This is a genomic window from Pseudomonas frederiksbergensis, from assembly GCF_003732705.1.
Lineage (GTDB): Bacteria > Pseudomonadota > Gammaproteobacteria > Pseudomonadales > Pseudomonadaceae > Aquipseudomonas > Aquipseudomonas frederiksbergensis_F.
The window spans coordinates 225,964-240,018 of the sequence record NZ_MOBR01000009.1 but is presented as its reverse complement, the minus strand read 5'-3'; the positions used below and the strand labels follow the sequence as shown (position 1 = coordinate 240,018).

The window sequence follows — 14,055 nt, the reverse complement described above, 5'->3', positions numbered from 1 at the left end:
CCAAGGTGACAAGTTCAAATATGAAAACCGACCGTCGGCACCCCACCTCCACTGCCGATCCCTTGTAGGAGCAAGGCTTGCCCGCGATAGCGATTTTGATGACGCCATCGCGGGCAAGCCTTGCTCCTACAGGGGAGATACGTATTCATCGGTATTATTTTTGCGAGGTGTCACCAGAGATGAACGTGGGGGCTTATCATGGCCGCCGTGATTAACCCTGCCTTCTATGAGACCGCGCATGACCTTCGATTTCGACCAGGTGTTCGACCGCCACGCAACCGGCAGTACCAAATGGAGCCGTTACCCGGCCGATGTATTGCCGATGTGGGTCGCAGACATGGATTTCGCCGCGCCACCGGTGATCATCCAGGCCCTGCAAAAACGCCTGGAACACCCGTTGCTCGGCTACAGCGTGGCCCCGGACAACTTGCGCGACGCCATCGTCGCCGACCTCTGGAACAAATACGCCTGGCGCGTCCAGTCTCAGGAAATCGTGTTTCTGCCGGGTGTGGAATCGGGTTTCAACATGGCGCTGAATGCCCTGGTGCAGCCGCAGCAGAACGTAGTGGTGCAGACGCCCAATTACCCGCCCCTGCGCCATGCACCGGGTCACTGGGGGCTGAACAAGGTTGAACTGGAATTTGTCGCCCAGGCCGACGGTTCCTACGCCACGCCCCTCGACGCCTTGCGCGAATCCCTGACCGGTGGCGGCGCGCTGTTGCTGAGCAACCCGCACAACCCGCTGGGCAAGGTGTTCCCCCGGGAAGAACTGCAAGCCGTGGCGGATATCTGCCTGGCACAGGACGCCTGGATCATCTCCGACGAGATCCACGCCGAGCTGTGTTACGACGGGCGTGTACACATTCCTACGGCATCGCTGAGCCCGGAAGTCGCCAAACGCACCATCACCCTGATGTCGGCGAGCAAGGCTTACAACATCGCCGGTTTGAAAACCTCGTTCATGATCATTCAGGATCCGGCGCTGCTGTCGCGGGTCAATCACGCCCGTTGCGGCCTGGTCGACAGCGTCAACCCGTTGGGCCTGGAAGCCACTCGCGTGGCTTACACCGAGGGCGGACCGTGGCTTGCGGAACTGATGACGTACCTGCAGGGCAACCGTGACTATCTGGTGAACGCGGTGCGCACGCGGTTGCCGGGCGTGACCATCAACGTGCCACAAGGCACTTACCTGGCGTGGCTCGATTGCTCGGCGCTGGGCCTGGATGATCCGCAGCAGTTCTTTCTTAAACAGGCCAAGGTTGGCTTGAGCGCCGGCCTGGATTTCGGTGACCACAGCAAGCAGTTCGTGCGCCTGAACTTCGGCTGCCCGCGGGCGTTGCTGGAAGAAGGGATCGCGCGGATGGCGCGCAGCCTGAAGGCCTGACCCCACCCCCTGTAGGAGCGAGGCTTGCCCGCGAAAGCGGTGTGTCAGTCAACATCAATATCGATTGGACCGCCGCCTTCGCGGGCAAGCCTCGCTCCTACAAAGGCAAAACGTGTGTGATCTTTGCCATCTGAAATCCAACCGAACTCAACGCAAAAGGCCAGGGTCAACCCTGCATGAGCGGCATCCGCCCTCGCCCTTTTGCCTTGAGACCGGAGATCGATGATGACTGACTACCCAAAACCGCCCTTCGCCAAACAGCCGCAATCCGTACCCGGCTCGCAAAAGAAAATGGACCCGTATCCCGATTGCGGCGAACAGAGCTACAAGGGGTCCGGCCGACTGCAAGGCAAGATCGCCCTGATCACCGGCGGCGACAGCGGCATCGGGCGCGCCGTGGCGATTGCCTTCGCCCGGGAAGGCGCCGACGTGGCCATCGCCTACCTGAATGAACACGAAGACGCCGAGGAAACCGCGCGCTGGGTCGAACAAGCCGGGCGTCAATGCCTGCTGCTGCCGGGGGATCTGGCGCAAAAAGACCAGTGCTACGGCATCGTCAGCAAAACCGTCGAGCGCTTCGGCCACATCGACGTGCTGGTCAACAACGCCGCGTTCCAGATGACCCACCAGAATTTCGAAGACATCCCCGACAAAGAATGGGTGATGACCTTCGACGTCAACATCACCGCCATCTTCAGAATCTGCCAGGCCGCACTGAAACACATGAAGGCGGGCGGTTCGATCATCAACACCAGTTCGGTCAACTCCGACATGCCCAAACCGACCCTGCTGCCGTACGCCACGACCAAGGGCGCTATCGCCAATTTCACCGGTGGCCTGGCGCAGTTGCTCGGGCCCAAAGGCATTCGGGTGAACAGCGTGGCGCCGGGGCCGATCTGGACGCCGCTGATCGTGTCGACCATGACCGATGAAGAGGTGCAGAACTTCGGTGGCGAAACACCGCTCGGGCGCCCGGGACAACCGGTGGAAGTCGCGCCGATTTATGTGTTGCTGGCCTCGGACGAAGCCAGCTACATCACCGGCCAGCGCTACGGCGTGACGGGCGGCAAACCGATCCTTTAAATGGAACCCGCCACCGATTCCAGAACTCAACCCTGTATAGGCCTGCCCATGGCGGGCCTTTGATATCTGGAGGTCGTCATGTCCGCACCTATTATCAAGCTGTTTACCCAACCCAACTTCGCCTGGACGGATATTCGTCACGAGGAGGAAGAACATCCACGGCACTACCTCGCGCATTTGGTGCTACTCGCACTGATCCCTGCGATATGCCTGTTTATCGGGACCACCTATGTCGGCTGGAGCCTGGCCGAAAACGAAGTCGTCAAGCTGAGCCCCAGTAGCGCCCTGCAACTCTGCGGGTTGTTGTACCTGACCATCCTGGCCGGCGTGGCGCTGATGGGGCTGTTCATTCGCTGGATGTCGCGCACCTTCGACGCCCGGCCAACGGTCAATCAGTGCATCGGCTTTGTGGCCTACACCGCGACGCCGTTTTTTATCGCCGGTTTCGCCGGGCTGTACCCGAACCTCTGGCTGGCCGTCATCGTGCTGGCAGCGGCGTGTGCCTACGCGACGTTCCTGTTGTTCGTCGGCCTGCCGACCTTCATGCACGAGCGCAAGGAACAGGGCCTGCTGTACGCCGCCAGTGTCTGGGGGCTGGGCCTGCTGGTGTTGGTGACCATTCTGGTGGAAATGATTCTGCTGTGGACCAACGTGCTGGCCCCTGAATACCTGCGCGCGACCGTCGGTTGATCCTGCGAATGCACCCACCCAGCGAGCGTCCGGCATGAGCTTCATTCTGTGGGTGGCGGTGTTGGGTGCGGTGCTGCTGACGCTGGCGCTGACCTCGTCGTACCTGCGCTGGATGCCGGTGACCACCTCGGCGGTGTGCCTGGCACTTGGGGTGGGCATTGGTCCGGCGGGCATGGGTTTGCTCAAGCTGGACATCAAGGACGCGGCGAACTGGATGGAGCACCTGACGGAAGTCGCGGTGCTCTTTTCGCTGTTTGTCTGCGGGTTGAAGTTGCGTCTGCCGTTCAGGGATCGCAAGTGGCGGGTTGCGTTCGGGCTGGCGGGCCCGGTGATGCTGTTGAGCATTACCGGCGTGTGCCTGTTGCTGCATTACGGCTTTGAGCTGGCGTGGGGGCCGTCGATGCTGATCGGCGCAATCCTGGCACCGACCGACCCGGTACTGGCGTCGTTAGTCCAGGTCAATGACGCCAAGGATTACGATCCGGTGCGTTTCGGCTTGTCGGGTGAAGCCGGACTGAACGACGGGGTCGCGTTTCCTTTTGTCATCCTGGGTTTGCTGTTTCTGCAACAGAGCGGCAATTCCAGTGCCTGGCTCGATGACTGGGCGCTGAAAAGCCTGTTGTGGGCGGTGCCCGCCGGGTTACTGACCGGCTACTGGATGGGCCACGGCATCGGTCGTGTGACGTTGTCGATGCGCATCCGTAACGCCGACAGCACCCTTTCTCCCAATGATTACCTGACCCTGGCGCTGATCGCTTTGGCCTATGTGGCGGCGGAGTCGATTCACGGCTACGGTTTTCTGTCGGTGTTTGCCGCGGGTTTGGGACTGCGCCAGGCCGAGGTCAAATCCACCGGCGACACCCAGATCCCAGCCGAGCATCTGGTGCAGCCGTTGGTCAATCATCAGAACGTCGAGCCTGAAGCCGCGGTACATGGCGATGTGGAAACACTCGAAGACACCCAGGTCGCGGCCGGCATCATGATGGGCGATATGCTGGCTTTCGGCAGCCTGGTGGAGCGGGCCATGGAAGTGTTTCTGGTGACCTTGCTCGGGGTGGTACTGGTGGCGCATTGGGACTGGCGGGCGCTGGTGATTGCGGCGGTTTTGTTCTGTGTGATCCGCCCGTTGAGCGTGTGGCTGATTCCTTGGGGGCGATTGCTCGATGGGCGGCAACGATCGTTGATCGGTTGGTTCGGGATTCGTGGGATCGGCAGTTTTTACTACCTGTTCTATGTGTTGAACCACGACCTCCCCGCCTCCGTGGCCACCCTGTGCACGGACCTGACGCTGTCAGTGGTGGCGCTGAGCATCTTGATTCATGGCATCAGCACACAACCGATGCTGGCCCGCTACGAACGACTCAATCATCGGGATTCCTGATTATTTTTTCCGATAGCCTGCTATGCATTCATCCATTTCCCGCCTGAAAATAATGAAATTTCCTCTAGAGGTTAACAGTCACACGTTTATCCAGCCCCAGTGGCTCTCCCCCAAAATCAGGTGAACGCTATGCAGTACTACTCGACCCCGGTACACCCTCAGGCTTGCCGCGACTTCGCACTCGAATGTAATCGTCAATTGTTCGAGGACGCGCAACAGTTGAGCCAGGAGGCCTTTGAACTGCTGGAGAAAGTCGAGCTGGATGCCGAGTTGTTTACCCATTACCAGGCGCTGCGGCACAAGGCGGATTTGAAATTTCAGGAAGCAATTGACCATCTGCGGTTGATTGAAGAAGAGTTTCCGTCGCGGGAGACCCTGGCGTTATTGCGCTCGAAATCCTCTGGCGAGGGTTTTGATTCGCGGGTTTGAGGTGTGTTGAAGATCAAAAGATCGCAGCCTTCGGCAGCTCCTGTGTCGGCTGCGATTTTTTGTTTCTGGCGTTGCCTTCCGATGCCGCGATCTGCACTGGATGCCATCGTCAATTCATGCACCTTGCACGGTACAAATGGCTATTAGCTGCGCTAACTTATTGTTTTATAGACGTTTAACTGCAAGCGAAATCAGGCACAGGAAATGCTCTTGCACTGTAAGCGACTGACGGCAACCCGATCGTCTGCGCTGTCCCGTGACTAAAACAAGAGGTGCGACATGAACGCCATTGACCTGTTGAAAGCCGACCACGAACGCGTAAAAGGCATCCTTGGCCAGTTGAGTGAATCCACGGAGCGCGCGGTGAAAAAACGCACGGAGTTGATCGCCAAACTGGAAATGGAGATCACCATCCACACGCGCCTGGAAGAGGAAGTGCTCTACCCCGCCTACAAAAAGGCCGGTGGCAAAGAGCAGGAAGTCATGTACTACGAAGCCAAGGAAGAACACCGGACCGTGGACTCCCTGGTCCTGCCGGACCTGAAAACCACCGACCCTTCGACGCCTGAGTTTTCGGGCCGGGTGAAAGTGGTCAAGGAACTGCTGGAACACCACATCGAGGAAGAAGAAACCGAGATGTTCCCGCAAGCCAGGAAGCTGCTAGGTAAAGCCACACTTGATGAGCTAGGGCAGCAGATGGAAATGCTCAAGGTTCAATACAAGAAAGAAATGACGGCGGCCAACATGGCGGCGTGATCACAAGGCTGGCACTAAACCTGTGGCGAGGGGGCTTGCCCCCTCGCCACAAATGCTTTTCTAACCAAGAAATCCATTCAGGCCCCAGGGTTTGTGACCTGAATGTAAAACGCATAACTCCCCAGCAGCATCCAGAACGTCGCAAAGATCCACGGGGTGCGCACGGAGAACAACAGCGACTTGCGATACCCCTTATGACTCGACTCTGTCTCAGCGAACAGCGGCGATTCATCGTAGGCCAATCCCATCAGCGGTTCGCTGTCCAGCAACTGGCTTTGCTTGAAGTGCCAGTGATCGATGATGTCGTACGCCGCACGAATGCCCGGCCAGGCGTTCAACGAACTGAGCACGCCCAGCAGTGCCAGAAAGGGCGGCACCACCAGCGTGAACAACTTGCCCCACTCGGGGTTGAGGTTGGACATGCAGGACGCGAAGGCAATCACCAGGAACGATTGCGCCGCCAGATAAGCATCGGTGCGGTTGGCCAGAATGCTGGTTTCGTATTGGATTTCCCGGCGATAGAAGTCCAGGCGTTCCTTGGGCGAACCGAACATTTTGGCGTTGTGTTCGGTCAGCGCTTCTTCGGCAGTGGTTTCGGTCAGGATTCTGGGCACGGCGCTCACACACAGAGTGGAAAGCGTTTAGAAGAAGCCCGCATCGGCAAAGTTCAGCCCGTCTTCCCAACCGTCATTTCATCGCTTGGGCAATGACCTCCACCAGATGCAATTGGGTAAACGGTTTGGACAAGCGCGGAAGTTCGGTCACGAAGCCTTCCAGGCGCTCGGCGTAGCCAGTGGCCAGGATGATCGGCAGGTCTGGCTGGCGGTTGCGGATCGCCTGCGCCAACTGCGCACCATTCATATGCGGCATGGCCATATCGGTGATGACCAGATCAATGGCCTGGCCGCTTTCGAAGGCTTCCAGGGCCTGCGCACCGGATGTCGCGCTGATCACCCGATGGCCCAGGTCCTCGAGCAACAGACTGGTACTGGTCAGCACCAGGCTGTCGTCATCCACTACCAGCACGCTTAAGCCCGGTATCGTCGACATGGCGGGCGTCTCGATAACCGGTGCGCGTACCGCGCCGGGTATGGCGACGGGCAACCAGAGTTCGGCGGTCGTACCGACGTCTTTCTGACTGTGGAGAATGAAGCGTCCGCCCAGTTGCGCGATAAAGCCGTGGACCATCGACAACCCCAGCCCGGTGCCTTTACCGACGCCTTTGGTGGTGAAGAAAGGATCCGTTGCTGACGCCAGCGTGGTCGGGTCCATGCCCTCCCCGGTATCGGTGACACTCAGGCACACATATCGGCCGACCGGCAAGGATGACCGGGCCGGATCGCTGACCGCCTCGTTCCTGGCGCTGATGACAATCTTGCCGCCGTTGGGCATGGCATCACGGGCGTTGGTCGCCAGATTCAGCACCGCCAGTTCGAGCTGATTGAGGTCCGCCAAAGCGGGTTCGAGGTCGGGGGCGAAGCGGGTTTCGAGACCCACTGAAGGCCCCAGGGAGCTGCGCAACAGGCCGGTGATCCCTTGAATCAGTGCCGGGATCTCGACCGGTTCGGTCTTGAGTTCCTGGCGCCGGGCGAAGGCCAGCATGCGCTGGGTCAGGGAAACACCGCGCATGGCGCCTTGGGTGGCGTTGTCCAGCAAACGCATGATTTTCGGATCGTCCGTCACCCGTTTACGCACGATTTCCAGATTGCCGAGAATCACCGTCAACAGGTTATTGAAGTCGTGGGCAATCCCGCCGCTGAGTTGGCCGATGGCCTGCATCTTCTGCGCCTGGAACAGCGCTTCACGGGTTTGTTCAAGGGCGTGCTGGGCTTGCGTTACTTCGGTGATGTCGCGGGTAATCTTGGCGAAGCCGAGCAACGTCCCCGTCTCCCCCCAGATCGGGTCCACCACGACGTGGGCCAGGAACTGTGTGCCGTCCTTGCGCAGGCGCCAGGCCTTGTTTTCGAACCGGCCTTCCCGCGCCGCAGTGTCCAACGCCCGTTGCGGTTCGCCGGCCTCGCGGTCTGCCGGGGTGTAGAACATCGAAAAATGCTTGCCGATGACTTCTTCGGGGCGGTAACCCTTGATGCGCTGGGCGCCGAGGTTCCAGTTGGTCAGGTGCCCGTCCGGGGAGAGCATGTAGATCGCGTAGTCGGTGACGCTCTGAACCAGCAAACGAAACTGCTGTTCGCTTTGCTTGAGGGTTTCTTCGGCCATTTTGCGGTCGGTCAGGTCCCGGGTGATCTTGGCGTAACCCACTAACGTGCCCGACGGGTCGATAATCGGATCGATCACCACATGGGACCAGAACAGCGTGCCGTCCTTGCGCACCCGCCAGCCTTCGCCCTCGAAACGTCCTTCGGTCTTTGCCGTATCCAGCGCGCGCTGGGGCAAACCGGCAAGACGATCCGGCTCCGTATAGAAACGCGAGAAATGCTGGCCGAGAATCTCCGCTTCTTCGTAGCCCTTGAAACGCCGGGCGCCGGCATTCCAACTGGTGATGATGCCATCCGGGTCGATCATGTAGATCGCATAGTCCACCACGGAATCGATCAACTGACGGAAACGGCTGTCCTCGATAGCCTTGGTTTTAGTCCGATCACCACTCATTGATCCATCCCGGCATTGTTGTTTCATGGAGTATGCGATAAACCGCGTAATTGGAAAGACAAATCCTGGGTTTGGAAGTTCTGGGTGGAGTGATGGTCACAGAGCTTCTATTCTCGACGCCAGCAACCACCTGCGGCCAAGGAAAACTCCCTCGATGATTCTGATTCTGTTGCCGACCCGCGATTACGATCCGACTGAAAGCAGCGTGCCCTGGCAAGCCATGCGCCAGGCCGGGATCGAGGTGCGTTTCGCCACGCCCGAGGGCTTGCCCGCCTACGCCGATCCGCGCCTGGTGGACGGCGGCTTTGGCCTGTTGAACCCGGTGTTGATGACACGCAAACCCGATCTTGCCAGTTACGCCCGCATGATCGAGGACGAAGGATTTCGCCAGCCCTTGGCCTACGCCGATGTCGACCCGGCGCAATTCAGCGGGCTGCTGATTCCCGGTGGTCACGCCAAGGGCATGCGCAGCCTGCTGGAGTCCGGGCAGGCCCGGCGCATTGCCCGGCACTTTTTCAAGACCGATAAACCGGTGGCCGCGGTCTGCCACGGCGTGTTGTTGCTGGCCCGCACACTTGACCCTGACACCGGGCGTCCGGTGCTGGATGGGCATAAGGTCACGGCGCTGGTGGCCAGCACCATGGAGCAACCGGCCTGGCTGCTCACCGGGCTGTGGCTGGGGCGCTATTACCGGACTTATTGGCAAACCGTCGAATACGAAGTCCGCGCCGCCCTGCGCCAACCGGCGGATTTCCAGCGCGGCCCGTGGTTGTCCAAACGCGATTCGGCGGACAAGCCGGAACGCGGCTTTGTGGTTCGCGACGGCCAATTGCTCACCGCTCGCTGGCCAGGCGACTGTCATCGCTTTGCAACTGAATGGGTGCGGATGCTGAGCGAACAGACCACCAACGCGGCAGCAACTGCTTGACCTTGCTGTCGCCAAACCGGTCATCGATCAGCATCACCACGCCCTGATCCTGCTGGGTGCGGATCACCCGGCCGGCGGCCTGCACGACTTTCTGCACGCCGGGGTACAGGTAGGTGTAGTCATAACCGGCGCCGAAAATCGCCGCCATGCGGTGTTTCATTTGTTCGTTGACCGGGTTCAGTTGCGCCAGCCCCAGGGTCGCAATGAAAGCGCCGATCAGTCGGGCGCCGGGCAAGTCGATGCCTTCGCCGAATGCCCCGCCCAGTACCGCGAAGCCGACGCCCTGGCTGTGAGCGGTGAATTGGTCGAGGAAGTCCTGGCGCTGACGTTCGGCCATACCCCGGGACTGCGACCACAACGTAATGTGCGGATGCCGCTCGGCCAGTAACTGCGCCACTTGTTGCAGATAATCGAAGCTGCTGAAAAACGCCAGGTAGTTACCAGGGCGCTCGGTGAACTGCCGGGCGATCAGCTCGACAATCGGCTCAAGGGACGCCTGACGGTGAACGAACCGGGTCGAAATCTGGCTGACAATGCTGACCTGCAACTGGTCCGCGTGAAAGGGCGACTCCACATCGATCCACACCGTATTCGCCGGTGTGCCCAACAGGTCCGCATAGTAATGCCGGGGGCTCAGGGTCGCGGAAAACAGCACGGTACTGCGCGCCGCCGTCAGGCGCGGGCGGATGAACCCGGCGGGCACCACGTTGCGCAGGCACAGCTGTGACAGATTGCGTTTACGCTCCAGGTCGCGCTTGCTGATGTCGAACAGAAACTGCTCATCGAACAGCTCCGCCACCCGGCCAAACTGCAAGATGTCGAAGTAGAAATTCTGTAAGGCGCTGTCCAGGCCCTGGGGATGATCGTTGAGGTAGTCGCCGATGCTCGCGCTGCACGATGACAAGGCCTGGAGCAGTTTTTCCGGGCCCTTGTCGTAGGCTTGATAGGGGCTGAGTTGCAGGTCATGCAAGGCGTTCCATTCACGGTTGACCCGCTGCAAGGATTTCTTCAGCGGCTGCGGCGCGGTTTTGCGCACGACGTTGAGGGTCGCCTGGTCGAGGCTGGCGCTGTACATCTGCCGGCCGCGCTCCACCAGGTTGTGGGCTTCGTCCACCAGCACCGCAACCCGCCAGTTATTGGCCTGGGCCAGTCCGAACAGCAAGGCACTGAAGTCGAAATAATAGTTGTAGTCAGCGACCACCACGTCCGCCCAGCGCGCCATTTCCTGACTCAGGTAATACGGGCAAACGTTGTGCTCCAGCGCGACGTCACGCAAGGCGCTCTGGTTCAACAGGCTCAACTGACTGGCTGCCTGGCGCGCGGCGGGCAAACGATCGTAGAAGCCCTGGGCCAACGGGCAGGATTCGCCGTGGCAGGCTTTGTCCGGGTGCTCACAGGCCTTGTCCCGGGCGATCATTTCCAGCACTCGCAACGGTGGCGCGTCGGCGCTGTCGAGGATCACCTGCGCGGCGTCCAGTGCCAGTTTGCGCCCCGGGGTTTTCGCCGTGAGGAAGAACACCTTGTCCAGTTGCTGCGGCGCCAACGCCTTGAGCATCGGGAACAACGTGCCAACGGTCTTGCCGATCCCGGTGGGCGCCTGCGCCATCAGGCAGCGACCGGTGCTGACAGCCTTGAACACTGACTCAGCCAGATGCCGTTGCCCCGGACGAAACCCGGCGTGGGGAAACGTCAAGCCCTGCGCCGCTTGGTTGCGGGCGTCGCGATGAGCCATTTCCTGCTCGGCCCAATGCAGGAACAATCGACAATGGTGCTCGAAGAACGCCCCCAGCTCAGCGGCGCTGAAGCCCTCGACCAGACAGGTTTCTTTCTCGCTGACGATGTCGAAATACACCAGCGCCAGATTGATTTGCGCCAATTGCAGCTTCTGGCACATCAGCCAGCCGTAGACCTTGGCCTGGGCCCAGTGCAATTGGCGGTGGTTGGCGGGTTGTTTGCTCAGGTCGCCGCGATAGGTTTTGACTTCCTCCAGGCAGTTTTGCGCAGGATCGTAACCGTCCGCCCTGCCCCTGACCTTCAGCGTTTGATACAGCCCTTCCAGCGCCACTTCGCTTTGGTAGCTGTCGCTGCGGCGGGACGCGACCGTGCGATGGCCGACGATGCCTTCCAGCGCGGTCGGCGATGGAGTGAAGCGCAGGTTCAGGTCACCGACCTTGGCGGTGAACTCACACAGCGCCCGCACCGCGATGCTGTAGCTCAAGCGCTCTGCTCCGCCCATTGCACGTAGCACACCGCAATCGGCATCTGGTGTTCGTGGCAGAACTCCAGCCAGCGCAATTGGTTATCTTGCAGGCGGTCGCCGGGGCCTTTGACCTCGATCATGCGGTAGGTCTTGTTGTGCGGCCAGAACTGGATCAGGTCCGGCATCCCGGCGCGATTGGCCTTGATGTCCAGCAGCAGGCGATTGAACCAGTGCTTGAGGTGTTCGGCCGGCAGGCAGTCCAGCGCTTGATCGAGCAGTTCTTCGCTCAGCGCGCCCCAGAACACGAACGGCGACTGCACGCCCCACTTGGCCAGATAACGCTCGCGGATCGTCTGGCGGTAGCGTCCGTCATCCAGCTCGGCGAGGCAGGCCTGGAACCATTCGGCTCGGCGAGCGTGAAAGTCTTCATTGAGCAAGTCCACCGGCCCGCGCTGGAACGGGTGGAAAAACGCCCCCGGCAACGGCGCGAAAATCGCCGGCCAGCAGAGCAAGCCGAACAGCGAATTGATCAGACTGTTCTCGACGTAATGCACCGGCGCCGACTCTTCGGCCAGGTGCGCCTGCACGTAATACTCCACCGACAGCGCCAGATCGGTGCGGGGCAGTTGCAGGTCCAGGCGTTCCATGACCCGGGGACCTGCGCGTTTGATCGGCGGCCCGCCCAGTTTGCGCCGCAGCCTCGGCAGCACACGGAGCAACTGCTGTTGTTCGGTGGCGCTTTGCGGCGATAGCTCGGCGATGATCGCCAGTTCCAGTGCCAACGCGTATTCAGTGCAACGCTCCAACACTCGAATCAAACGCAGGCGCGCGCCGGGATACCCACATTCGCGGTAAATGCCCAACGCCGTGGAGAAATCGGCGATGCGTTCGCAGTGCTGGCCGATCTGGAACAGCAGCTTGCCGCGACGGCGTTGCAGCCACGGATTGCTCAGCGCCAATGCGTTGATCTGCCCGACAACATCCGCCACCGCTTCACCAGCCTCGAAGCGCTGCTGACACTCGTGCAAGAACACACAGGCGTCCACGTCCTCACGGCTGCGCAGGCCGCGAGAATCATCGCAGAACTCGACTTTTTCATAGGTGTAGATACCGAGGTCAGCCAGCACAAACTCCGACCAGTCCTGGTAAAGATTGCCGAAGAACATCAAGCGCAACCGGTCGCACAGGCCCATGATGGTCAGGCTGAACAAGCGGTCATCCAGCGTCGGGCACCACTGCTGGAAACTGCGGGATTCGGGAAACTGCTCACCCAGCAGCGGCAGCCAATCGGTCTTTTTGCCTTTAGGCTGCTCGATGGCATGGCCCAGGCATTGGAGAATCTCGGCCTTGAGCAGTACGTCGAACAGTTCTTCTATTAATAACGGCGCCTGCTCATCGATCCAGCCCAGTTCCAGCAATGGGCAGGCTGCACTGGCAATATCGCCGATCTCAACGTAATGCAGCTTGCCAGCCCTGAAATGCAGACCCTTGCGCATCACCATCCGCACCAGCAGTGCCCGGGATTCACGGGGCAGCCGGTTGAACTCAAGAATGAAATGCTGTTCTTGCGGACTCAACACATCGGCATAGCGATGCTCAAGCCAATCAAGCACTTGCATAAAGTTGTTCAGGTAATAGAACGGATCGTCGAGCGGGTTTGCAGTCACAGGAAAAAGGGCCATGGCGAGCGAGTACTGGTTATGCGTACAGATACCAGCCATGCCCGGCCGGCGCAAACGGAAAAAGATGGGCGGCGCGGCTAATCCAGCATTTTTCAGGTGACCATCGAACTTTCTGCCGATCCATGGCACCAATCGCCATAGAGCAACAGTGATGACTGAACGCAGTCACACTGATTTTTTCAGCATCATGAGAGGTGTGTATGAATATCAAAACCCTGGGCCTGCCCCTGGCAGTAGCCGCCTTCCTGGCCCTGGCCGGTTGCTCGACGCCAACGGTGGTGACCTTGCAGAACGGCACCCAGTATTTGACCAAGGACATGCCGAAAACCAAAACCAAGGACGGCTTCTATGAATTCGAAGATATTTCCGGGGCGAAAGTGAAGGTCAATGCCAATGATGTGGCGACGGTTCGCAAGGAAGATTGAGACCGCGTTATCGTTCTTCGCGGGCAAGCCTCGCTCCCACAGGTGAATGCATTCCAAATGTGGGAGCGGGCTTGCTCGCGAAGAGGCCCTCACAGACGCTGCAAAATCACGGCATCCCCGGAATGCTGGTATCGCAGACAACATAACGCTCCCCGCGCTTGATCATCTCCGCCCGCAGCTTCTGGCACCGGTCATATTCCTGCTGCACTGAATTATCGATACTGATATTGCCGGTCACTTGCGGTTTCTTCCCGTCACCGATCCGGATCGTCGCCCAAGGCTGCTCCGGCTCGATATGAAAGCGACTTTTCTCGTCGACAGGTTCTTGGGTTTCGATCACTGCCGGTTTCGGCAACTCATCGGGCGTCATGCCATAACGGCTCAAAATCGAGTTGTGAGGCAATTCTGCAGCAGCGTTCGCCGATAACACGGCCAAAGCCAACCCCAAGACAACCCTCTTGCTGTTACTCACGTTGCTGAATCTCCT

General features: G+C 59.8%; 13 protein-coding genes. 8 read left to right on the top strand and 5 right to left on the bottom strand.

Annotated features, from left to right (window positions below):
* Positions 1–238: 238 nt before the first annotated feature.
* The 6 genes from BK667_RS12705 to BK667_RS12680 all read left to right on the top strand — a co-directional run bounded on the left by BK667_RS12705 (position 239) and on the right by BK667_RS12680 (position 5,723).
* A complete protein-coding gene (locus BK667_RS12705) occupies positions 239–1,384 on the top strand; it encodes a MalY/PatB family protein (RefSeq protein ID WP_123597802.1) in 1,146 nt (381 codons plus the stop codon).
* A 225-nt stretch (positions 1,385–1,609) separates the two neighbouring features.
* Positions 1,610–2,467, top strand: a complete 858-nt coding sequence (locus tag BK667_RS12700; RefSeq protein WP_123597801.1) for a glucose 1-dehydrogenase — start codon at positions 1,610–1,612, stop codon at positions 2,465–2,467.
* 78 nt (positions 2,468–2,545) lie between these two features.
* Positions 2,546–3,157 carry a Yip1 family protein gene (locus BK667_RS12695; RefSeq protein ID WP_123508402.1) on the top strand — a complete coding sequence of 204 codons (612 nt, stop codon included), beginning with the start codon at positions 2,546–2,548 and terminating at the stop codon, positions 3,155–3,157.
* Positions 3,158–3,191: 34 nt separating this feature from the next.
* Entirely contained in the window at positions 3,192–4,538 is a 1,347-nt protein-coding gene (locus tag BK667_RS12690; RefSeq protein ID WP_123597800.1) for a cation:proton antiporter, read from the top strand.
* A 129-nt stretch (positions 4,539–4,667) separates the two neighbouring features.
* A complete protein-coding gene (locus BK667_RS12685; RefSeq protein WP_123508404.1) occupies positions 4,668–4,967 on the top strand; it encodes a hypothetical protein in 300 nt (99 codons plus the stop codon).
* A gap of 279 nt (positions 4,968–5,246) precedes the next feature.
* Positions 5,247–5,723 (top strand): PA2171 family ribosome-binding persister protein, encoded by a 477-nt coding sequence (locus BK667_RS12680; protein ID WP_123508405.1) that lies wholly within the window; start codon positions 5,247–5,249, stop codon positions 5,721–5,723.
* Between the two features lie 77 nt (positions 5,724–5,800).
* Here the strand turns inward: BK667_RS12680 and BK667_RS12675 are convergent, their stop codons facing one another.
* Positions 5,801–6,337: a hypothetical protein gene (locus BK667_RS12675; protein WP_123508505.1), complete on the bottom strand. Its 537-nt coding sequence runs from the start codon at positions 6,335–6,337 to the stop codon at positions 5,801–5,803.
* A gap of 73 nt (positions 6,338–6,410) precedes the next feature.
* Positions 6,411–8,333, bottom strand: a complete 1,923-nt coding sequence (locus tag BK667_RS12670; RefSeq protein ID WP_123597799.1) for a hybrid sensor histidine kinase/response regulator — start codon at positions 8,331–8,333, stop codon at positions 6,411–6,413.
* A 154-nt stretch (positions 8,334–8,487) separates the two neighbouring features.
* On the opposite strand from BK667_RS12670, the gene BK667_RS12665 reads away from it, so the two are divergent.
* On the top strand, positions 8,488–9,261 hold the full coding sequence (locus tag BK667_RS12665; RefSeq protein WP_123597798.1) for a DJ-1/PfpI family protein: 774 nt from the start codon (positions 8,488–8,490) through the stop codon (positions 9,259–9,261).
* Here the strand turns inward: BK667_RS12665 and BK667_RS12660 are convergent.
* A complete protein-coding gene (locus BK667_RS12660; protein ID WP_123597797.1) occupies positions 9,167–11,479 on the bottom strand; it encodes an ATP-dependent DNA helicase in 2,313 nt (770 codons plus the stop codon). The genes BK667_RS12665 and BK667_RS12660 overlap by 95 nt on opposite strands.
* Positions 11,476–13,143, bottom strand: a complete 1,668-nt coding sequence (locus BK667_RS12655; protein ID WP_123597796.1) for a VRR-NUC domain-containing protein — start codon at positions 13,141–13,143, stop codon at positions 11,476–11,478. Before BK667_RS12655 ends, BK667_RS12660 begins: the two co-directional genes overlap by 4 nt.
* Before the next feature lie 200 nt (positions 13,144–13,343).
* Between BK667_RS12655 and BK667_RS12650 the strand changes: the two genes are divergently transcribed.
* A complete protein-coding gene (locus tag BK667_RS12650; RefSeq protein ID WP_054046026.1) occupies positions 13,344–13,568 on the top strand; it encodes a YgdI/YgdR family lipoprotein in 225 nt (74 codons plus the stop codon).
* 106 nt (positions 13,569–13,674) lie between these two features.
* On the opposite strand, the gene BK667_RS12645 is transcribed toward BK667_RS12650, so the two are convergent.
* Positions 13,675–14,040 (bottom strand): hypothetical protein, encoded by a 366-nt coding sequence (locus tag BK667_RS12645; RefSeq protein ID WP_123508410.1) that lies wholly within the window; start codon positions 14,038–14,040, stop codon positions 13,675–13,677.
* Positions 14,041–14,055: the final 15 nt, after the last annotated feature.

What these genes read in the sequence shown, in the direction of transcription:
- BK667_RS12705 (WP_123597802.1), top strand. Translation starts at nt 239, where the DNA reads ATGACCTTCGATTTCGACCAGGTGTTCGACCGCCACGCAACCGGCAGT.
- BK667_RS12700 (WP_123597801.1), top strand. Translation starts at nt 1,610, where the DNA reads ATGACTGACTACCCAAAACCGCCCTTCGCCAAACAGCCGCAATCCGTA.
- BK667_RS12695 (WP_123508402.1), top strand. Translation starts at nt 2,546, where the DNA reads ATGTCCGCACCTATTATCAAGCTGTTTACCCAACCCAACTTCGCCTGG.
- BK667_RS12690 (WP_123597800.1), top strand. Translation starts at nt 3,192, where the DNA reads ATGAGCTTCATTCTGTGGGTGGCGGTGTTGGGTGCGGTGCTGCTGACG.
- BK667_RS12685 (WP_123508404.1), top strand. Translation starts at nt 4,668, where the DNA reads ATGCAGTACTACTCGACCCCGGTACACCCTCAGGCTTGCCGCGACTTC.
- BK667_RS12680 (WP_123508405.1), top strand. Translation starts at nt 5,247, where the DNA reads ATGAACGCCATTGACCTGTTGAAAGCCGACCACGAACGCGTAAAAGGC.
- BK667_RS12670 (WP_123597799.1), bottom strand. Translation starts at nt 8,333, where the DNA reads ATGAGTGGTGATCGGACTAAAACCAAGGCTATCGAGGACAGCCGTTTC.
- BK667_RS12665 (WP_123597798.1), top strand. Translation starts at nt 8,488, where the DNA reads ATGATTCTGATTCTGTTGCCGACCCGCGATTACGATCCGACTGAAAGC.
- BK667_RS12655 (WP_123597796.1), bottom strand. Translation starts at nt 13,143, where the DNA reads ATGGCCCTTTTTCCTGTGACTGCAAACCCGCTCGACGATCCGTTCTAT.
- BK667_RS12650 (WP_054046026.1), top strand. Translation starts at nt 13,344, where the DNA reads ATGAATATCAAAACCCTGGGCCTGCCCCTGGCAGTAGCCGCCTTCCTG.